Source organism: Rhizobium sp. 42MFCr.1 (assembly GCF_000377185.1).
GTDB lineage: Bacteria > Pseudomonadota > Alphaproteobacteria > Rhizobiales > Rhizobiaceae > Rhizobium > Rhizobium altiplani.
Genome location: NZ_KB897829.1, coordinates 117,162 through 137,862, shown reverse-complemented (window position 1 = coordinate 137,862; position 20,701 = coordinate 117,162). Strand labels below are relative to the sequence as shown.

General features: G+C 61.2%; 16 protein-coding genes and 1 pseudogene. 6 read left to right on the top strand and 11 right to left on the bottom strand.

Annotation, left to right across the window (positions count from 1 at the left end; translation table 11 throughout):
* Nucleotides 1-21 precede the first annotated feature (21 nt).
* The 5 genes from C934_RS0114345 to C934_RS0114325 all read right to left on the bottom strand — a co-directional run bounded on the left by C934_RS0114345 (nucleotide 22) and on the right by C934_RS0114325 (nucleotide 7,417).
* Entirely contained in the window at nucleotides 22-918 is an 897-nt protein-coding gene (locus C934_RS0114345) for an NAD(P)-dependent oxidoreductase (protein ID WP_018857356.1), read from the bottom strand.
* Complete coding sequence (gene denD, locus C934_RS0114340; RefSeq protein ID WP_018857355.1) at nucleotides 915-1,898, bottom strand: D-erythronate dehydrogenase; 984 nt, start codon at nucleotides 1,896-1,898, stop codon at nucleotides 915-917. Before denD ends, C934_RS0114345 begins: the two co-directional genes overlap by 4 nt.
* Before the next feature lie 141 nt (nucleotides 1,899-2,039).
* Complete coding sequence (locus C934_RS0114335; protein ID WP_018857354.1) at nucleotides 2,040-5,240, bottom strand: efflux RND transporter permease subunit; 3,201 nt, start codon at nucleotides 5,238-5,240, stop codon at nucleotides 2,040-2,042.
* Nucleotides 5,241-5,363: 123 nt separating this feature from the next.
* Entirely contained in the window at nucleotides 5,364-6,554 is a 1,191-nt protein-coding gene (locus tag C934_RS0114330) for an efflux RND transporter periplasmic adaptor subunit (protein ID WP_018857353.1), read from the bottom strand.
* A gap of 41 nt (nucleotides 6,555-6,595) precedes the next feature.
* Entirely contained in the window at nucleotides 6,596-7,417 is an 822-nt protein-coding gene (locus tag C934_RS0114325; RefSeq protein WP_018857352.1) for an alpha/beta hydrolase fold domain-containing protein, read from the bottom strand.
* A gap of 168 nt (nucleotides 7,418-7,585) precedes the next feature.
* Here C934_RS0114325 and C934_RS0114320 point away from each other — a divergent pair, with 168 nt between their 5' ends.
* On the top strand, nucleotides 7,586-8,497 hold the full coding sequence (locus tag C934_RS0114320) for a LysR family transcriptional regulator (RefSeq protein ID WP_018857351.1): 912 nt from the start codon (nucleotides 7,586-7,588) through the stop codon (nucleotides 8,495-8,497).
* Nucleotides 8,498-8,736: 239 nt separating this feature from the next.
* Here the strand turns inward: C934_RS0114320 and C934_RS33665 are convergent.
* Nucleotides 8,737-8,933, bottom strand: a pseudogene (locus C934_RS33665) (oxidoreductase); the annotation flags it as partial.
* A 34-nt stretch (nucleotides 8,934-8,967) separates the two neighbouring features.
* Entirely contained in the window at nucleotides 8,968-9,705 is a 738-nt protein-coding gene (locus C934_RS0114310) for an SDR family oxidoreductase (RefSeq protein ID WP_018857349.1), read from the bottom strand.
* Nucleotides 9,706-9,826: 121 nt separating this feature from the next.
* Here C934_RS0114310 and C934_RS0114305 point away from each other — a divergent pair, with 121 nt between their 5' ends.
* Genes C934_RS0114305 through C934_RS0114295 form a run of 3 tightly spaced genes read left to right on the top strand, consistent with a single transcriptional unit; the run spans nucleotide 9,827 to nucleotide 11,703 of the window.
* Nucleotides 9,827-10,717, top strand: coding sequence for a LysR family transcriptional regulator (locus C934_RS0114305; RefSeq protein WP_018857348.1), 891 nt, complete (start codon nucleotides 9,827-9,829; stop codon nucleotides 10,715-10,717).
* Nucleotides 10,718-10,763: 46 nt separating this feature from the next.
* A complete protein-coding gene (locus tag C934_RS0114300; RefSeq protein ID WP_018857347.1) occupies nucleotides 10,764-11,084 on the top strand; it encodes a hypothetical protein in 321 nt (106 codons plus the stop codon).
* A 28-nt stretch (nucleotides 11,085-11,112) separates the two neighbouring features.
* Nucleotides 11,113-11,703 (top strand): DNA-3-methyladenine glycosylase, encoded by a 591-nt coding sequence (locus tag C934_RS0114295; RefSeq protein ID WP_018857346.1) that lies wholly within the window; start codon nucleotides 11,113-11,115, stop codon nucleotides 11,701-11,703.
* Nucleotides 11,704-11,706: 3 nt separating this feature from the next.
* Here C934_RS0114295 and C934_RS0114290 read toward each other — a convergent pair whose 3' ends face one another.
* From C934_RS0114290 to C934_RS0114280, 3 genes are read right to left on the bottom strand one after another with little or no spacing between them, the layout of a single operon-like run.
* Nucleotides 11,707-13,248, bottom strand: a complete 1,542-nt coding sequence (locus C934_RS0114290; protein WP_018857345.1) for a DHA2 family efflux MFS transporter permease subunit — start codon at nucleotides 13,246-13,248, stop codon at nucleotides 11,707-11,709.
* Nucleotides 13,241-14,467: an HlyD family secretion protein gene (locus C934_RS0114285; protein ID WP_018857344.1), complete on the bottom strand. Its 1,227-nt coding sequence runs from the start codon at nucleotides 14,465-14,467 to the stop codon at nucleotides 13,241-13,243. Before C934_RS0114285 ends, C934_RS0114290 begins: the two co-directional genes overlap by 8 nt.
* Entirely contained in the window at nucleotides 14,460-14,924 is a 465-nt protein-coding gene (locus tag C934_RS0114280; RefSeq protein ID WP_018857343.1) for a MarR family winged helix-turn-helix transcriptional regulator, read from the bottom strand. Before C934_RS0114280 ends, C934_RS0114285 begins: the two co-directional genes overlap by 8 nt.
* Before the next feature lie 400 nt (nucleotides 14,925-15,324).
* Here C934_RS0114280 and C934_RS0114275 point away from each other — a divergent pair, with 400 nt between their 5' ends.
* Entirely contained in the window at nucleotides 15,325-16,500 is a 1,176-nt protein-coding gene (locus C934_RS0114275; protein ID WP_018857342.1) for an efflux RND transporter periplasmic adaptor subunit, read from the top strand.
* On the top strand, nucleotides 16,497-19,691 hold the full coding sequence (locus tag C934_RS0114270) for an efflux RND transporter permease subunit (protein ID WP_018857341.1): 3,195 nt from the start codon (nucleotides 16,497-16,499) through the stop codon (nucleotides 19,689-19,691). Before C934_RS0114275 ends, C934_RS0114270 begins: the two co-directional genes overlap by 4 nt.
* On the opposite strand, the gene C934_RS0114265 is transcribed toward C934_RS0114270, so the two are convergent.
* Nucleotides 19,686-20,693 carry an acyltransferase family protein gene (locus C934_RS0114265; RefSeq protein WP_018857340.1) on the bottom strand — a complete coding sequence of 336 codons (1,008 nt, stop codon included), beginning with the start codon at nucleotides 20,691-20,693 and terminating at the stop codon, nucleotides 19,686-19,688. The genes C934_RS0114270 and C934_RS0114265 overlap by 6 nt on opposite strands.
* Nucleotides 20,694-20,701: the final 8 nt, after the last annotated feature.

The following is a 20,701-nucleotide window of genomic DNA, read 5'->3' as shown; positions in this document are numbered from 1 at the left end:
AGACTCGAGTGTCTAGGCAATTCAGCCTTTCGACGAACGGCGGTTCTTTTCTTCGAGCTGCAGCAGCAGGCCACTGTGATCGGTCTCACCGCCACCATGTTCGACAAACTCGGCGAACTCGGCACGGACCGTCTCCGTCAGAGGCAGCGTCAAAGCGAGACCTTCCGCCGTTGCGACGATATTGTTTAGGTCCTTGAGCTGCAATTTCGAAGGGCCGGCGGTCCCAAAATCGCGATTGACCATCCGCTGGCCGTGAACGTCGAGAATGCGGCTTTCGGCGAAGCCTCCCCGGATCGCCCGGCGGAACGCCTCGCGTGAACCGCCCCCTGCCTCGAAGAGCAGCATCGCTTCGGCAACGGCGCCGATCGTGATGGCGACGATCTGCTGGTTCCCGAGCTTCGCGAGCTGACCGCAACCGCTTGGTCCAACATGCGTCACGCGGCCAAGTGGTGCAAAGACGTCGGCCAGTTCTTCGACCAAAGCGCCATCGCCGCCTGCCATGATCGCAAGTGTACCGGCAGCCGCCCCCACCACACCGCCGGAGACCGGCGCATCGAGATGGCGGATGCCACGCCCGGCGAGCTTTGACGCATGCTGCCGGGCCGCGTCAGGGGTAATGGAACTGGAATCGATGACCACCGCGCCGACATCAAGCGCCTCCGAAGCACCTTGCGTGAAGAGCACGTCCTCCACTGCCTTTCCGTCGGTCAGCATGGTGAACACGACCGATGCCCCTTTGACGGCGGCAGCGGGCGTATCCGCCAGGACCGCGCCATCCGGAACGAGGCCTTCCGCCTTCTCGCGATTGCGGTTCCAGACCGTGACGGCAAAGCCGGACTGCAACAGCCTGCGAGCCATCGGCGCGCCCATCAGCCCAGTTCCCAGAAACGCAATGCTGCGTGATTTGCCGATAGTCATAGCTGTCCTCCCAATTCATCCTCGATGTGCACTCGAATAATGTCCTCGAACGAAGCATCGGCGACAAAACCCAGCTCCTTCGCGCGCTCGGCCTCGAATGCCTGTGGCCAACCCGATACGATCTTCATGACCAGCTCGTCGGGTTCGCGTCGGATCAGGCTGACGACCTTGTCCCCTGCGATCTTGCGCAACGCCTCGATCTGCTCTCCGACGGTGGCGCTGACACCGGGCATCGTCAGGCTGCGGCGCGCGCCGAGCGGCTGCAGGTCGATGCTGGCGGCATGGACCAGAAACCCGACGGCCGAACGCGGCGACGCGTGCCAATGGCGAACAGTTTCCGGGACCGGCAGGGTCGCCTCCTGCCCGGCCAACGGCTCACGAACGATGCCGGAGAAGAAGCCGGAAGCAGCCTTGTTCGGCTTGCCGGGACGGATGCAGATCGTCGGCAACCGGATTCCGATGCCGTCGATGAAGCCGCGGCGCGTGTAATCCGCCAACAGCAATTCACCCATCGCCTTTTGCGTGCCGTAGCTTGTCAGGGGCGTGAGATTGAAATCATCAGGAATGACCTGGGGGAAAGGCGCTCCAAAGACCGCAATGGACGAGGTGAAGACGACACAAGGCCGGTACCCGTCTTGCAGATGAGCGGCGCGGATCGCCTCAAGAAGCGCGCGCGTGCCTTCGAGATTGATGCCGTAGCCTTTTTCGAAATCCAGCTCAGCCTCGCCGGATACGATCGCGGCCAGATGAAACACTACATCCGGGCGCGAGGCGACAATCCGTGCGGCCTGCCCTGGAGCGGAAACGTCGACCGCGCTCGTCTCCACACGCCCTGTAAAGCCTTCAGGGGCAGCCGGCGTGATGACGTCGACAAGCGATAGGCGATTGATGGCCTGACCCGCCAGCCGCCCGTCCGCAACGAGCCGCGCGGTCAACTTGCGCCCGATCATTCCCGCTGCGCCGATAATCGCGATATGCATTGGCTGCCTCCATCAAACCTTGCAGCGTGCGACTCCCCTCGCCCGTGCATGCCCTTCGAGACATAACCGTCTGGCCGGCTCATGAAAACAGGAAAGGCGGAGCAGTGCTCCGCCTTTCCACGTCTCGCCGCTGAGTGGGGGTTATTCGGCAGCGAGCCGGATGATTTCGGCTTCCTCCGCGTCGTGCTCGTGCTCCTTGTGTTGGATCAGCGGGCGATTGCCCGAGAGCTTGCGGACCAGCACGTAGAAGACGGGCGTCATGAAGATGCCGAAGAAGGTGACGCCGATCATGCCTGAGAACACCGCCACACCCATGGCGGCGCGCATCTCGGCACCGGCACCGGTCGAGACGACGAGCGGCACGACACCCATGATGAAGGCCATCGAGGTCATCAGGATCGGGCGCAGACGCAGGCGGCTTGCCTCGATGGCAGCCTGGACCGGAGTCCGCCCTTCGAATTCCAGCTCGCGGGCGAATTCCACGATCAGGATCGCGTTCTTCGCCGAGAGGCCGACAAGGACGACCAGACCGATCTGCGTGAAGATGTTGTTGTCTCCACCGGTCAGCCAGACGCCCGTCAGCGCCGCCAGCACGCCCATCGGCACGATCATGATGATCGCGATCGGCAGCGCCAGGCTCTCATACTGGGCAGCGAGCACCAGGAACACCAGCAGCAGCGCCAGTGGGAAGACGATCACGCCGGAGTTGCCCGCCAGGATCTGCTGATAGGTCAGATCCGTCCATTCGAAGCTGATGCCCTTCGGCAAGGTCTCGTCGGCGATCTTTTCGATCGCTGCCTGAGCCTGGCCGGAGGAGAAGCCCGGAGCAGGACCGCCGTTGATATCGGCGGAGAGGAAACCGTTATAACGGTTGGTCCGCTCCGGCCCGGTTGTCGCGTTCACCTTCAGGAGCGCAGACAGCGGGATCATCTGGCCCGATGCCGAACGAACCTTCAGCTTGCCAATATCCTCGGGCTGCGCCCGGAACTTGGCATCGGCCTGGACGCGCACGCTGTAGGTACGGCCGAAGGCGTTGAAGTCGTTGACATAGAGCGAACCGAGATAGATCTGCAGCGTCTCGAACACGTCGGTTACCGGGACGCCAAGCTGTTCCGCCTTCTCACGGTCGAGATCGGCATAGAGCTGCGGAACATTGATCTGATAGGCAGAGAAGATGCCCGTCAGCTCAGGCGTCTGGTAGGCCTTGGCGATTATCGCCTTGTTGGCTTCGTCGAGCACCTGATAGCCGAGACCGGCGCGGTCTTCGAGTTGCATCTTGAAGCCGCCCGTCGTGCCGAGACCATTGACCGGCGGCGGCGGGAACATCGCGATGAAGGCATCCTGGATCGCCCCGAACTTCTGGTTCAGGGACATGGCGATCGCGCCGCCCGAAAGCGCCGGCGACTTGCGTTCCTCGAAATCCTTCAACGTCACGAAGACGATGCCGGCGTTCGAGGAATTGGTGAAGCCGTTGATCGACAGGCCCGGGAAGGCGATCGCATGGGCAACGCCGGGCTCGGCCATGGCGATGTCGCTCATCCGCTTGATGACGTCTTCGGTGCGGTCGAGGCTCGCGGCATCCGGCAGCTGGGCAAAGCCGATCAGATACTGCTTGTCCTGCGCCGGCACGAAGCCGCCCGGCACCGCATTGAAGAGGCCGTAGGTGGCGCCGGCCAGCACCAGATACACCAGCATGACGATGCTCTTGCGCGACACGAGGCCGCCGACACCCTTGCCGTAGCCCTTGGAGGCAGCACCGAACGCCCTGTTGAAGCCACGGAAGAACCAGCCAAAGGCCGCGTCCATGGCGCGCGTCAGCCAGTCACGCTTGGCATGGTGATCCTGCAGCAAGAGCGAGGCCAGAGCCGGAGACAACGTCAGCGAGTTGAAGGCCGAAATGACAGTCGAGATCGCGATCGTCAGCGCGAACTGGCGATAGAACTGTCCGGACAGACCGGTGATGAAGGCGAGCGGCACGAACACCGCGACGAGCACCAGCGCGATCGCGATGATCGGGCCCGAGACTTCCTTCATCGCCTTGTAGGTGGCAGCCCGCGGGCTGAGACCATTTTCGATGTTTCTCTCGACGTTTTCGACAACGACGATCGCGTCGTCCACCACGATACCGATCGCCAGCACGAGGCCGAACAGGCTGAGCGCGTTGATCGAGAAGCCGAAGACATACATCACCGCGAAGGTGCCGATGATCGAGACCGGAACGGCAATCAGCGGGATGATCGACGCGCGCCATGTCTGCAGGAACAGAATGACGACGATGACGACGAGCGCGATCGCTTCGAGCAGCGTGTCGACGACCTTCTCGATCGACGAACGGACGAACTTCGTCGTGTCATAGACGATCTCGTAGCTGACACCGTCAGGCATCGCGGTCTTCAGCTCTTCCATCGTCTTCTGGACTTCGTCCGAGATGGTGATGGCATTGGACCCCGGGGACTGGAAGACCGGGATGGCGACCGCCGGCTTGCCGTCGAGGATCGAGCGCAGCGAGTAGTCGGCCGCACCGAGCTCGATGCGGGCGACGTCGCGCAGGCGGGTGATCTCGCCGTTCGTGCCGGTCTTGACGATGATGTTGCCGAACTGCTCAGGCGTCTGGAGACGGCCCTGCGCATTGACGTTCAGCTGCAGGTCGACACCCGACAGGCTCGGCGAGGCGCCGATTGTGCCGGCTGCGGCCTGGACGTTCTGGCCACGGATCGCGTTGGTGACATCGCTGGCGGCAAGGCCGTGCTCGGCGGCCTTCTGCGGGTCGATCCAGACGCGCATCGAGTAGTCGCCGGAACCAAACACCTGTACCTGGCCGACACCGTCGATGCGCGCCAGCCGGTCCTTGATGTTGAGGACGCCGTAGTTGCGCAGATAGGTGATGTCGTAGCGGTTGTCGGGCGAGATCAGGTTGACGACCATCATCAGATCGGGAGAGCTCTTGACCGTCGTGATGCCGATGGTCTTCACTTCCTCCGGCAGACGCGGTTCGGCCTGCGACACGCGGTTCTGGACGAGCTGCTGTGCCTTGTCGGGGTCGGTGCCGAGTTTGAAGGTGACCGTCAGCGTCATGACGCCGTCCGAGGTCGCCTGGCTCGACATGTAGAGCATGCCCTCGACGCCGTTGATCTGCTCTTCGAGCGGGGTCGCAACCGTCTGCGCGATGACCTCGGGGTTGGCGCCCGGATAGGTGGCGCGCACGACGATCGATGGCGGCACGACTTCGGGATATTCGGAAATCGGCAGTGCGCGCAGTCCAAGCAGACCGGCGACGACGATGAGGACCGACAGGACTCCGGCAAACACCGGACGGTCGACAAAAAATCTGGAGAAATTCATTTCAAAGCCCTCTCCGGGATGAAATCGGGATGCAACGACCCGCTCCGGCGGTTGGGAGGCCGCCGGTGGATCAGGTCGTTTCGGAATTTCCGCGCAGCGCCGAGACGCTCCGCATGCTTCGGCTTACTGAGCCGTCGCGACTTTTTCTTCCGCCTGCGGCGCAACCACTGCGCCGGGACGAATACGCTGCAGGCCGTTGACGACGATCTTGTCGCCGACAACAAGACCGCTTTCGACGATGCGCTGGCCATCCGCTATCGGACCAAGCTGCACCGGCCGGTAGCTGACCTTGTTTTCGGCATCGACGACGAACACGAACTTCTTGTCCTGGTCGGTGCCGATTGCACGGTCGCTGACCAGGATTTTGTTTTCGGCCTTCGGCTCGCCCATACGGACGCGAACGAACTGGCCTGGGATCAGCTTGCCGCCGGGATTGTCGAAGACGGCGCGAACGCCGATCGTACCGCTGGCCGCGTCAACCTGGTTGTCGATCAGCTGCAGCTTGCCCTTGATCGGCGTGCCCTGATCGGCGAGCGTACCAACCTCGACCGGGATCTGCTCGACAGCGGGAACGGCGCCATCGCCAGCCGGCAACTCGGAAAGCGCCTTGGTGACCATCTCCTCGCTGGCGTTGAAGCTGGCATAGATCGGATCGACCGACACCAGCGTCGTCAGGGCGGGAGATGAACTGCCTTCGGCAACAAGATTACCGACGGTAATCTCGATCTTGCCGACGCGGCCGGCGACCGGCGCGCGGACCTCGGTGTAGCCGAGCTCAAGCTGGGCCGAGCGAAGTGCAGCCTGAGCGGTGCGAAGACCGGCCTGAGCCTCGGTGAAGGCATTCTGCCGTTGGTCGAAATCGCTCTGCGAAATCGTCTTGTTGTCGGAAAGCCTGCGGCCACGCTCCAGCTCGATCTGAGCAAGATTGACCTTGGCCTCGGCCGAGGCAGTCTGTCCTTCAGCCTGCGAAACCGCCGCCTGGTAGGGCTCCGGATCGATGGTGAAGAGCAGATCGCCGGCCTTTACCAGCGCGCCTTCGCGGAAGTGCACGGACTGGACAGCGCCGGCCACACGTGAACGGACCTGCACGCGGTCGACGGCTTCAAGCCGTCCCGAGAACTCCTGCCATGTCGTGACGTCACGGCCGGCGACGACGGCCACCGTCACCGGCACAGCGGGAGCCTGCGCAGGTGCGGAAGCCGCCGTGGCAGTCGTGCTCATCGGCAGTTCGAAAAACATGGCTGCGGCCGAAACGGACGCAACAAGTCCCAAGCCGGCGCCCACAAGGGCCCAGCGCTTCTTACTGGACGTCATTGGTACTCTCCTTACGGCCCTCTCTCAGTGGCCGAATTCAATCAGTTCGTCTTCAATGCAATAGGTTGGCTGCTAATATCCCGAACGAAGCTTTCGAATTGGTCCGTGATCGTCTGTTGCCAATTCGGTGCCTGTTCGCATTTCCCGCCATAAAGCATCGGCCAGCCTGCCCCGGCGGGAAGGACATTCCGGCGAACTGGCACACCAGCCTGTTTGAGGCGATCGGCGTAACCGAGCGTCTCGTCGCGAAGCGGATCATCCTCCGCCGTCAGAACGAGTGCCGGCGCGACCCCCGAAATGCGGGAACACAGACACGGCGCGGCATAGGGATGACAGCCGCCGCCGCTGAGATATTGGCTCCAGCCCTCGGCCCAGCGCTGACGCATGCCTATGCCATCCGCCTTGCGGATCGACGACGTGCCCATGAAAGGATCAAGCAGCGGCGAAATCAGAACCTGGCCATTGAGCGCATCCGCAAAATGGTCGCGCGCCTTGAAGGCGACGCCGGCAGCAATATTGCCGCCCGCCTCTTCGCCAGCCACGATCAGCAGCGAATTGCGGTCGCCAATACCGGACGCGCGCTTGTTGGCGAGATAGGAAAAGATCGAGTAACCCACTTCGAGCGGCTTAGGAAAGACGTTGCCAAGCGGCGCATTATAGTCAGGTACAGCGACGATCGCGCCAGCCTTCGCCAGGCTTTCGGCAACCACGCTGTCCTTGACGCCCGACTGCAGAAATGCGCCGCCGTGGAAAAACAGTACGATGGGTGAACCCTTGCCGAACTCGGCACCCTGATAGACGCGCGCGGAAACGGGCCCGGTGGCCACCTTCTCCAACACTATGTCTTTCACATGCACCACCATGGCTCCGGCTCGCGTTCGACCCACATAACGTATTGCGAGCCGAGATGGCTTGCAATTTGTGAAGAAAAGATATTGTTATTCCATTGTCGGAATAAGAAGCCATAGAGCGATTACACTGTTCCGAATTTCGAACAATACCGCAGTGCAATCTGCTTAGGTGATTTTCCGATGGACCAGCTCTCGGCAATGCGCGCCTTCATCCGCGTCGTAGAGACGGGCAATTTCACACGGGCCGCCGACACGCTCGCCATGCCCAAGGCGACGGTGACCAATCTCATTCAGGGGCTTGAAGCACATCTGCATACCAAACTTCTCAATCGCACCACACGACGCGTCATGGTGACGACCGACGGCGCGCTCTACTACGAGCGGGCGGCGCAGATCGTCTCCGAGCTCGAGGAACTCGACGGCAGCCTTTCGAACTCGCAAGGCCTGCCGACCGGCCGCTTGCGCGTCGAAATGGCCGGCGCTTTCGCCGACTGGATTGTCGTCCCGGCGCTTTGCGATTTTTACCAGAAGTATCCAGACATCAGGGTAGACCTGGGTGTGGGCGACCGCACCGTCGACTACCTCGCGGAGAACGTCGACTGCGCGCTTCGCGCCGGCACGCCGGCCGACCAGTCGCTGATCGCAAGACGTGTCTCGGAGGTCGAAATGCTCACCTGCGCGGCACCGCTCTACATCGAGAAATTCGGCATTCCGACTCGCCCCGAGGAGCTGGAAAACGACCATTATTCAGTGAGTTACTTCCGCGCTCAGACGAACCGGACACTTCCCTTCGAATTCCGCAAGGACAATGAGGAACTGGAGATCAATCCGCGCTACCTGCTGTCGGTCAATGACAGCCGAACCTTCGTCAATGCGGCGCTGAACGGGCTCGGTATTGCCCAACTGCCGCGCTTCATGATCCGCGATGCGCTGGCCAAGGGCGACCTGGTGGAGATCTTGCCGGAATGGAGCCGCGAACCGCTGCCGCTCTTTATCGTCTATCCGCCGAACCGCCACCTCAGCAACAAGGTCCGTGTCTTCGTCGACTGGCTGGTGAAATTGCTCTCGGATGCCAAGCTGAATGATGCCTGACGCAATTGCGGCCCGGAAGGAGTCCCTTCGACGGGCCGCAACTGTCGATCATCGAATTCCTTTCAGACCCTGCCGCGTCACCAGGGAAATGGCTCGGCCGGTATCTGAGGTGGCGCCCGAGTTGGAGGTCTTCCCAGTCGCCTTTACGCAAATAATATAAGCCTGCTTTTTGCCGTTTGTTAAGTACTGATTTATGCACAGCAGGTTCGCAAAACCGGAACAATGGCCGGTATCACGGTTTAGTGAACGGCCGGTTTGAGAAGATCCTCCAAGCCGATCCGCCGGAACATTTCGGCGCGGACCCGATCAGCGACGCCAACGACGATCTCGGCACCGTCCTCTGACGGATCGATATGCGTACGGAACCGACGCGTGCCGAACGGCATGAGGATAGCCTCGGCGTTGCCATCGCAACCGTGCCCGCATCGGCATCGGCGGCGGCGGGCCAAACCCGCCGCGGGAGCCGGAGATCAGATGATGCCACCGTTGGCACGCAACACCTGGCCGTTGATCCAGGCGCCGTCGGGACCTGCAAGGAACGAGACGGAGGCGGCGATATCTTCGGGCGTGCCCAGGCGCTCCAGCGGGTTCATCTTGGCCATGCGGGCGATCAGTTCCTCCGATTTCCCATCAAGGAAAAGGTCGGTTGCTGTCGGCCCGGGAGCCACGGCGTTGACGGTGATGTTACGGCCGCGCATTTCCTTCGACATGATCGCCGTCAGGGCTTCGACGGCGGCCTTGGTCGCGGCGTAGACGCCGTAAGTTTCCAGCTTCAGGCCAACGATACTCGTTGACAGATTGATGATGCGACCGCCGTTGCGGAGGCGCTTTGCGGCCTCGCGCAATGTATTGAACGTGCCCTTGAGGTTCACGGTGACATGGCGATCGAAATGGGCATCGTCAGCATCGGCAATCGACGAAAGCTGCATGATACCGGCATTGTTGACGAGCACATCGATGCCGCCGAAGGCTGCTTCTGCCGCATCGAACATCCGGCTGACAGCCTCGGCATTGCTGACGTCGGCCTGCGCCGTCAGAGCCTTGCCGCCGTCGCGCTCGATCTTCTGCACAAGCTCCTCGGCGAGTGCGACGTTTCCTGAGTAGTTGACGACGACGGTGAAACCGTCTCTGGCCAGACGCTCCGCGATTGCGGCGCCGATGCCTCTCGATGCACCAGTAACCAGCGCAACCTTGTTCTCATTGCCCATTGCCTCTCTTCTTCTTTCGTTTTGCTCAGCACGTTTCTGATGGGGAGAAGATGCCACTTTTCAGTTTGCGGATAATCAATCACTATCTGGCATCACTATCCGAATAATGCGAACAAATAAGATGGACAGATTCGATGCCATGCGGGTCTTCTCCCGCATCGTGGAGCGCCGGAGCTTCACACTTGCCGCAGAGGACATCGGCCTGCCGCGCTCCACGGTGACGGATGCCGTCAAACAACTCGAAGCACGCCTCGGCGTGCGGCTGCTGCAGCGGACCACGCGCCATGTCAGCCCGACACTGGACGGCGAAGCCTATTACCAACGCTGCCTTTCGATCCTCGCCGACATCGAAGACGCGGAAGGCGCCTTTGCCGACGCCATGCCGAAAGGCATGCTGCGTGTGGACGTGCATGGCACGCTTGCCCGGCATTTTGTGCTGCCGAGCCTTCCGCATTTCCTCGAAACTTATCCTGATATCGAGTTCTACATGAGCGAAGGCGACCGGCTGGTCGACCTCGTTCGCGAGGGCATCGATTGCGTGTTACGCGTCGGCACGCCCCAGGACAGCGACATGGTAGCAAGACGCGTCGCAATGTTGGAGGAAGTTACCCTTGCAGCTCCCGCCTATGTCGAGAAACACGGCCTCCCCGAACATCCGGACAGGCTCGATGGCCACCGCATGGTCGGTTTCCGCTCGACGGCGACGGGCGGCGTGCTACCACTGGAATTCATCGTCGGCGGCAGCATCCGTAATGTCAACCTGCCCGCGACGGTGACGGTGAACGCCGCCGAGAGCTTCATGTCGGCTGCCAGGCTCGGCCTCGGCTTGATACAGGTGCCACGTTATCACGCCGAAGCGGATCTCGCGGCCGGCACGCTCATTCACGTCCTGCCGGATTTCCCGCTGACCGAAACACCGGTCTCCCTGCTCTATCCGCCCAACCGGCAGCTCTCGCCCCGCGTTCGCGTTTTCATCGACTGGCTGGTGAAGGTCTTTGCTCGACAATCCTAGCGAAAAGCGTTTCACTTACAGTGACTGTCAGAGCTGGAGAATTTTCATGACCATCACAGACGTCACCGTGCATCCGAAGGACGGCTGTTTTGTCGTCATCTTCACGGATCAGTCCGGCAACATCATATCGGTCACGCTCTATGCCGCCGCCTCTCCCGGGCTAACGAGCGATAATGCGATTACCCGCGCGAGGGCGTTGCTCGCAACAACACTGCAGAGTTCGCAAGCCGATGGCACACGCGGCAAGGATGCCGCGCTTCTCGAAGAAGAACTGGAAGAAGGCCTCGAGGATACTTTTCCGGCAAGCGATCCCGTCTCGGTGACCGGATCCTCCATTTCTGCTCATGACCCAAAGGTCGGTCATTAGTGCCTCATGGACCGGAAGCCTGAAACAGATGACACATGGCGTCGGTGCGATCGGCGCCACTCCCCTCGCCGGCCCTGATCTCACGCGCTTTTTCGAGCGCGATGCGATTGCCGTCGCCCAGGATCTGCTGGGCTCCCATCTGCGCGTCGGCGATGTCGGCGGCCGCATAACCGAGACTGAAGCCTACTTCCCTGACGACGAAGCCTCGCACGCCTTCCGCGGTCCCACGCCGCGCAACCGCGCCATGTTCGGTCGACCTGGCAATGTCTACATTTATCGCATCTACGGGATACACTGGTGCCTGAATTTCGTGTGCACCCCCGGCGCGGCCGTGCTGATCCGCGCAATCGAGCCGGAAGCCGGCATCGCGACGATGATCGAACGCCGCAGCAACCATGCGCTGACGCAGCTCTGCAGCGGCCCCGGCAAGCTCTGCCAAGCGCTCGGCGTCGATCTCTCCCTGAACGACAGGTTGCTCGACCGGTCGCCCTTCTCGATCGCTCCTTCGGCTCCCGTCGAAATTGTCGCCGGCCAGCGGATCGGCATAACGAAAAATGCCGAAGCGCCATGGCGCTTCGGCATCTCAGGATCTCGCTATCTCAGCAAACCGTTCCGCTGAGGCTCATTCCATGACGGCGCTGTGATCCATGGCAGGTGCCACTTTCGGCTTGCGCAGCAGCAGCGCGAGCGGAATGACCGCCAGCGACATGAGCATCAGCAGCTTGAAGTCGTCTATATAGGCGATGATCGTCGACTGCAGGGTGATCACTTCGTTGAGAGCCGCACGACCGGCCGCAGTCAGCGGATTCAGCCCCTGTGCCGCCGTCGCCTCGAAGGCCCGGTTGAACGGCGTCACATAGGCAGCGATGCTCTCGTGGTTCACCTGGGCGTTCTCGACGAGAAGCGCCGAAACGATCGAAATGCCGACGCTCGAGCCGATGTTGCGCGACAGGTTGTAGAGGCCGGTGCCGTCGCCGCGCATGTGAGCGGGCAGCGTCGAAAAGGCGATCGTCGTCAGCGGCACGAACAGGAAGCCGAGCCCGGCGCCCTGAATGAAGCCGACGGACACGATCGTCCACTGCGAGACATCGGGCGTCCAACCGGTCATGTCATACATCGCCCAGGCCGTCAGCCCGAGTCCGGTCACCAAGAGCAGCCGCGAGTCAACTTTCCCGATCAGCTTGCCGACGATAAACATGCAAAGCATCGTGCCGAGCCCACGCGGCCCCATGACGATGCCCGCGGTGATGACGGGATATCCCATCAGCGTCTGCAGATAGGGCGTCATCAGCGCCAGCGAGGCGAGGTAGGTGATGCCGATCACGAAGATGAAGAGCATGCTCACCGAGAAGTTCCGATCGAGGAACAGCTTCGGATTCACGAACGACTTTTCGGCCGTCAGCGTATGCACGATCAACAGATAGAAGGCAGCGGCACAGACGATCGCCTCGATCATGATCTCGCCGGACGCGAACCAGTTCAGCTGTTCGCCGCGATCGAGAAAGAGCTGCAGCGACGCGATGCCGAGACTCATCATCCCGAACCCGAACCAGTCGAGCTTCGCCAGCGCATCGAGCTTCGTCTCCGTGACGTAGATCACGATGCCGGCAAACGCCAGCGCGCCGATCGGCACGTTGATGTAGAACACCCAACGCCAGCTGATATTATCGGTCAGCCAGCCGCCGATGACGGGTCCCAGGACCGGCCCGACCATGACCGAGACGCCAAATAAGGCCATGGCCGAGCCTCGCTCCTCAGCAGTGTAAATGTCGAGGAGGATGCCCTGAGAGAGGGGAACCAGAGACGCGCCGAACAGGCCCTGCAACAGGCGGAAGGCAACAATCTGGTTCAGCGATTGCGCAAGGCCGCAAAGAACGGAAGCCGCGACGAAGCCGGCGATTGCCGCCAAAAGCACCCGTTTGCGACCGAACTTGGCGGCCAGAAAGCCTGATGGCGGCGTCATGATCGCGGCCGCCACGATGTAGGAGGTCAGGACCCAGTTGATCTGGTCGGCGCTCGCCGAGACGCTGCCCTGGATATAGGGCAGCGCGACGTTGGCGATCGTCGTGTCCAGCGCCTGCATGATCACTGCCAGGATGACGCAAGCCGTGATCGCGCCCCTGTTGGCAACCAGGGTGGCCGGTGATGATGCAGCGTTACTCATGGTCCTTGCCGCCAGAGCGGCCCAAAAGCTTGGAAACGAAATCCGGAAGGCCACGGGCGCGGCCCGTATCGACATCGACGACCGTGCTCATGCCGACACGAAGCGGCGGCTTGCCTGCCGCGTGATCGATGCTGACGCGCATCGGAATGCGCTGCACGACCTTGACCCAGTTGCCCGTCGTGTTCTGCGCCGGCAGCAGCGAGAAGCTGGAGCCGGAGGCCGGGCTGATGCTCTCGACCTTGCCCTTCCACTCCACGCCCGGATAGGTGTCGACATAGATCGTCACCGGCTGGCCCGGCTTCACATAGGTCAGTTCCGTTTCCTTCGGGCTCGCGGAAATCCAGAGGTTATTGTCCGAAACCAGCGAGAAGGCCTGCGTGGACGCCTGCAGGTAGGAGCCCGGCTGCAGCGAGTTGACGTTCGTCACGATACCATGGAACGGCGCCTTGACGACGCTGTGGTCGAGTTCGCGCTGCGCGTCGTCCACCTTCGCCTTGGCTTCGAGATAGAGCGGGTTCTGCTCAACCGGCTGATCGGCATTGCCGCCGAGCTGGGCCAATGTTGCTGCCGCTTCGGCCTTTGCGACGGCGACCTTCTGATGGCCCGCATCGAGATTGTGCTTGGCCTGATCATAAGCAGTGCGCGTCGCGGCCGAGCTGTTCAGCAAGTTCTGCTGACGGTCGAATTCGGTCTGATAGTACGGAATATCAGCTTCGGCCTGCGTGATCTCGGCAAGCGACTGCTGATAGCTAGCCTTCAGATTGAGGATCTGGTTTCGGACGGCGCCGAGCTGCGCCTCCGCACCGTCGAGAGCAATCTTGAAGGAATCCTGCCGCAGGCTGAAGAGCACCTGGCCCTTCTTCACGGCTTCGTTCTCATGCACGTTAATCTGGTCGACGATACCGGAAACGTCTGTCGTCAGCCCCACCATGTCAGCCTGGATATAGGCATTGTCGGTCGACATGATCTGTCCGCCATTGACGTAGTAGTAGCCGCCAACGACGAGCGCGACGGGCAGCAGCGTGAACAGAACGGGGCGCGTGAGACTGCGCCGGCGGCGGACCTGAGTGCCGCCAGGCGCAGCCACAGCAGTAGCGGGCGCTGAATTGGATGAAGGCGCCTCGGCTACCGGTTCCTCACGAGGAGAAACATCCTTTTCTTCAACTGGGTTCTTGGCATTTGCGTCTGTAACGACGCGCAGGGAGGACTTCTCAGCCATGTTTTGTCTCATTCTCGGCTACCGGGGATCGGCAGGCCTGCACCAGGTTCGTCTTCATTTCGGTTAGAATGTCGAACAGCTGATCGCGCTGCTCGGAAGGGATGCCGGCGAATGCCTCGCCGCGTGTCAGGTCACCAAGCTCGCGCATCTCGGCCAGAAGCGGATGGGCTTCCTCGCGCACATAGAGAAGCCAGATACGGCGATCGGTCGGATGCTGCCGGCGCTCGATGAGACCGCGATCGGCGAGTTTGTCGAGAATGCGGACAAGCGTGATCGGCTCGATTTCCAGGATCTCGGCAAGTCCGCTCTGGTGGATCCCCTCATTGCTGCGCAGATATGCCAGGGTCTGCCACTGCGACCGCGTCAGCCCAAGGCAGCGCGCACGCTGCTCAAACCGCTTGCGAAGCAGCCGTGCGACGTCGTGCAATAGGAAGCCGAGGGTAGGATTGCTGTTCATGGAAGCCAGTGCCGATAATTAATAAGCACACTTATAATACGCTCAGATATATTAAGCGTGTGCATAGCACAATAGGCGCTTCTCCAGATTCCGCATCTGCGGCCAAAATGCCGCATGAGAATACGCGCAGAGATTTCTGAGGGCTTTCGCAAATTGCAACCGTGTGGCATTTGCAATTTCGAGCGGCAGCCGTTTAAAGTAGAAATCCAGAGGGTTACCGGCGGCCGACCCATTTTTCTCGATGGTAGGGCCGGAACGCGGCCGAACGCGGTGATCGTGAATTTACAATGGCATAGGTGAATGAGGGCAGAGCCTTTGTTCAGAGACATCAAGACATGAATCGCATCACATCAGCATAAGCGACGGCAGCGTTTGCGGCCGTCCGGATAAGGAAACCGCCATGCCTTCCTCCCTTCGACGACTGCTGACTATTGGCACCCTGACTTTCCTGCCGTTCGCTTCGGCGGTGGCGCAGCAGCCAGGCTCTCCCCCTCCCGTCTCTGTCGCCAAACCTGTCGTGCGCGATGTCGTCGACAACGATGAGTTCATTGGACGCTTCGAGCCGGTCGATCAGGTATCGGTGCGCTCGCGCATTGGCGGCTACCTTCAGGAGGTTCACTTCACCGACGGCGCGCTCGTCAAGCAGGGTGACCTGCTCTTCGTCATCGACCAGAGGCCATTCGTCACTGCCCTGAACGAGGCGAATGCGGCACTGGAGGTGGCCAAGTCGACGCTCGTCTATGCCGAAGCGCAATTCAAGCGGGCCGAGAGCCTTGCGACGAGTGGTAGCCAGTCGATATCGATCCTTGACGACCGCCGGCGCGAATGGGTTTCGGCACAGGCAAACGTCCGTGGAGCGCAAGCAACGGCCGATCGCGCGGCACTCGACCTCGAATATACTAAGATCACAGCGCCGATCAGCGGCCGCATCGACCGCCGGCTGATCTCCGTCGGCAACCTTGTTCAGGCTGACCAATCGATTCTGACGACCATTGTCTCGGTGGATCCCATCGACTTCTATTTCGACGTCGATGAACGCCGCCTTCTCAACTTCGCGCAGACTGCCCGCGACCGCGGGGTCGATCTGCAGCAAGGCGGTGGCGGCGTGGAGGTCGAGGTCAGGATCACGGATTCGACCGAGAAGCCATTCAAGGGCAAGCTGGACTTCGCTGAAAACAGGATCGACAGCGAGACCGGCACGAAGCGCATACGCGCGCGCTTCGACAATCCGAACTACGTGCTCCAGCCGGGGCTGTTCGGTCGCGTTTCTGTCGAGGCATCAAATGTTTACAAGGCGATCCTTGTCCCCGACGAAGCAATCGGGTCCGACCAGAACCAGCGCGTCGTCTATGTCGTTGGAGAGGATGGGATGGTCACTGCAAAGCCCGTCCGCCCGGGCCCGCGCCTCTACGGCTATCGCGTCATCCGCGAGGGCATGGACGGCAACGAGACGATCGTCATCAATGGCCTGCTGCGAGCCCGCCCCGGCTCCAAGGTCACGCCGCAGGTCGTCGAGCTACCGCAAAGCCGCGAGGAGATTGCGCCAGAAGCCGCCGGCCTGGAGCTCAGCCGATGAGATTTGCACACTTCTTCGTCGACCGCCCGATCTTCGCGTCGGTGCTCTCTATTGTGCTGCTGATTGTCGGCGGCATTGCCTATTTCCAGTTGCCCGTGGCGCAATACCCGGAGATTGCACCGCCGACCATCGTCATCCGCACCTCCTATCCCGGCGCTGACGCCGAGACGATCGCCAACACCGTGGCGACGCCGATCGAGCAAGAGGTCAACGGCGTCGAGGACATGCTCTACATGTCTTCCTATTCGACGGCCGATGGCTCCATGGCGCTGACCGTGACTTTCAAGCTCGGTACGGACCTCGACAAGGCACAAGTGCTTGTCCAGAACCGCGTTGCCATCGCCGAGCCACGCCTTCCCGAAGAAGTGCGGCGCATTGGCATCACGACGGCAAAAAGCTCGCCCGACCTGATGATGGTGGTGCATCTGCTGTCGCCGAATTCCCGATACGACCAACTTTATGTCTCCAACTACGCACGCACCCGTATCCGCGACACCCTGGTTCGTCTTGACGGCGTTGGCGACGTCATCCTGTTCGGTGAACGCGAGTATTCGCTGCGCATCTGGCTCGACCCGCAGAAACTGTCGGCTTATGGCATGACCGCCAGCGATGTCGTCGACGCGCTGCGCGAACAAAACGTGCAGGTCTCCGGCGGCTCGATCGGCGGGCCGCCGGCCGCCGGCACCAACGCCTTCCAATATACGGTGACGACGCAAGGACGTTTTTCGGATGCCCGACAGTTCCGATACGTCATCGTCAAAGCGACCTCCGAGGGGCGTCTCGTCCAGTTGCAGGATATCGCCCGCATCGAACTCGGCGCCAAGGACTATGTCACCAATAGCTATCTGAACGGCAAGCCGGCGGTCGCGCTCGGCATTTTCGCGCGTCCCGGCACCAACGCGCTTGCAGCCGCGGCCGAAATCAAGAAGACGATGGACACAGTCGCCCAGGATTTCCCGCAGGGCCTTAGCTACGACATCGTCTACAACCCGACCGAATTCATCGCGGAGTCGATCAACGAGGTCTACAAGACGATCGCTGAAGCCGCCCTCCTCGTCGCCATCGTGGTTCTCATCTTCCTACAGTCGTGGCGAACGGCAATCATCCCCATCGTTGCCATCCCGGTCTCGCTGATCGGCACCTTCGCGTTTCTGCTTGCCTTCGGGTTTTCGCTCAACATGTTGACGCTGTTTGGCCTCGTACTGGCGATCGGCATCGTCGTCGACGACGCCATCGTCGTGGTCGAAAATGTCGAGCGCAACCTGGCAAAGGGAATGACGCCGCGAGAGGCGGCGCATGTGACGATGAACGAAGTCGGAACGGCAGTCGTCGCCATCTCTCTCGTGCTGATCGCCGTGTTTGTCCCAACGGCCTTTATCCCCGGCATATCAGGCCAGTTTTATCGTCAGTTCGCCGTGACGATCGCGGTCGCAACCGCGATCTCGGCATTGAATTCCCTGACCCTCTCGCCAGCGCTCGCAGCACTGGTGCTCAAGCCACACGAGGAGCACGAGAAGCGGCGCAATCCGATCGCGCGTTTCGGAAGCGCGCTTGCGAATGGATTCAACAATGGGTTCGACAGGCTCAGTGCCGGCTATTCATGGATCGTCCGTCATACGGTGCAGACAGTCGCAGCTCTCTGCGTCGCACTGCTGATCTTTGTCGGCCTGCTCGGCGCCACATACTATATGAGCAGGATCGTTCCCGGCGGCTTCGTCCCGGTCATGGACCAGGGGTACGCCATCGTCGTCGTGCAACTCCCTGACGGTGCAGCGCTTTCACGCACCGACGCGGTCGTCGAGCGCGCTTCGGAGATCATCCGCAACACGCCTGGCGTCAAGAATGCTGTTGCCTTCTCGGGCTTCAGCGGCGCAACGTTTACCAACGCTTCTAACGCCGGCGTGGTCTTTGCCGCCTTCGACACCTTCGAAAATCGTTTGGAGCATGGCGAGACGGCCACGAAGATCATCGGCCAGCTCTATGGGAGCCTGCAGGCGATCCAGGAAGCCTTCATCATCGCCATTCCGCCGCCGCCGATCTCCGGCATCGGCAATGCCGGCGGCTTCAAGATCCAGCTGATGGATCGCGAGAGCTCCGATATGCGCCGCGTCCTCGGCGTCGCCTATCAGCTGATGGGCATGGCGAACCAGACCGAGGGTCTGACGGGTGTCTTCACGACGTTTTCCGCCAACAGTCCACAATATTTCCTCGAAATCGACCGCGACAAGGCGCGCACGCTGAACGTACCGATCACCAACATATTCGACACGCTGTCGATCAATCTCGGCACATCCTATGTCAACGATTTCAATGCCTTCGGGCGTGTCTACCAAGTGCGCGCGCAAGCCGACCAGCAGTATCGCGTCGAGCGTGACGACATCCTCGCCCTCAAGGTAAGATCTGCGACGGGTGCACTCGTCCCGCTTGGCACGCTGGTCGACATCCGTGATACCAGCGGCCCATCCCTCGTCCAGCATTACAATATGTATGTGTCCGTCCCCGTGCAGGGTAATGCCGCCCCTGGCGTTTCGACGGGCACCGCACTCGACAAGATGGAAGGCCTCGCCAAGCAGATCCTGCCGGCAGGAACGACCTTCGAGTGGACGGAAATCGCCTTCCAGGAGAGGAACACCGGCAATACCGCAATCTACATCTTCGCCCTGTCGGTGGTCTTCGTGTTCCTGGCCCTGTCGGCGCAATATGAAAGCTGGGTTCTGCCGCTAGCCATCATCCTCATCGTCCCCCTTGCGATCCTGGGAGCCTTGCTTGGGGTCCATCTGCGCGGAATGGACAACAACATCCTGACGCAGATCGGCTTGATCGTTCTGATCGGGCTGGCGGCCAAGAACGCCATCCTGATCGTGGAATTCGCGAGACAGGCACAGGACGAAGGCAAGTCGGCAACCGAGGCCGCCATCGAGGCCAGTCACCTGCGGCTGCGGCCGATTCTGATGACGGCCTTCGCGTTCATCTTCGGTGTCGTGCCGCTAATGATCGCCACCGGCCCCGGCGCCGAAATGCGCCAATCGCTCGGAACGGCCGTTTTCTCAGGGATGCTCGGCGTAACGATTTTCGGCCTGTTCCTGACACCCGTCTTTTACGTCGTGTTGCGCGGGCGCCGGCGAAAGCCTGTTGCGCAGGCCGAGCCCGCCCCGCCCGCCGAGGAGGCTGCCACTGAGACTTCTTCATGAAGGGCGCCGCTCGACCGCGCTCGGTTTGAACAGGTCTGACGAAAGGATCTTCCGGAGCGGCTTTTCGACAAACTCATAGGCTGCCGTTCCGAGGATCGTGCCGCCAATGACGGCAATTGCGATCGTCGGCGTTGCCGACAGCCCGGCCGCGCCGGCAGCCTTGACGATCACGGAGATTGCCAGCGTGTGCCAGAGGTATATCGAATAGGATGCATCGCCGAGATAGGTGAGAAGCGGTACGCGGCCAATGCTGCCGTCCGCCTCGAGCGACACCATGCCGTAGACCAAAGCGATGGCCAGCGGCCCACAGATCGTTTCATTGAAATCGGCTTCGATCAGAAAGATCATGGCGAAGCCGACGAGTGATGCGCCAACGAATGCAAGGCCGAGACTGGTGCCTGCAATCCAGCGCCGGATCCACAATTCGGCGAGCAGCACTCCCCCGAGGAATTCGAGGATGATCGACCGGGTATAGGTGTTCAGCACGGGCGATGCAGGCTTGAACACCAGGCCGATCAGGAAGAAGCTCCCGAAAATGGCCGTCAGATAGACCAGTCTCCAGCGACGCGGCAGGAAGAGCGCGCCGGCAAACAGTATGTAGAAGAACATCTCGAAATTCAGCGTCCAGCCTTGGACGAGGACCGGCCAGATCTCGCCAGTGCTCGGCGAGTGGGCAGGAATGAAGAAAAGCGAGGACAAGATATGGGCGCCGGTCAGCTTCAGGTTTGGAAACAGACCGACGAGGGCGCCGGCGATCATCACGCTCGTGACCAGCCAGTAGGAAGGCGCAATGCGGCGAATGCGATCAAGCAGGAACCCCTGTGGCGTCATTGGGCGGCGGTCGCTGATGACCCACATGATGAAACCGCTGATGACGAAGAAAACATCGACGCCGGCGGCACCAATGGCGAAATGCTCACCGGTTCTTTCGGCCGCGTGGAAGACCACGACGGCAAGTGCCGCGAAGGCGCGCAGATATTGGATGCCGTAAAGTGTCTTCATCCGTTTCC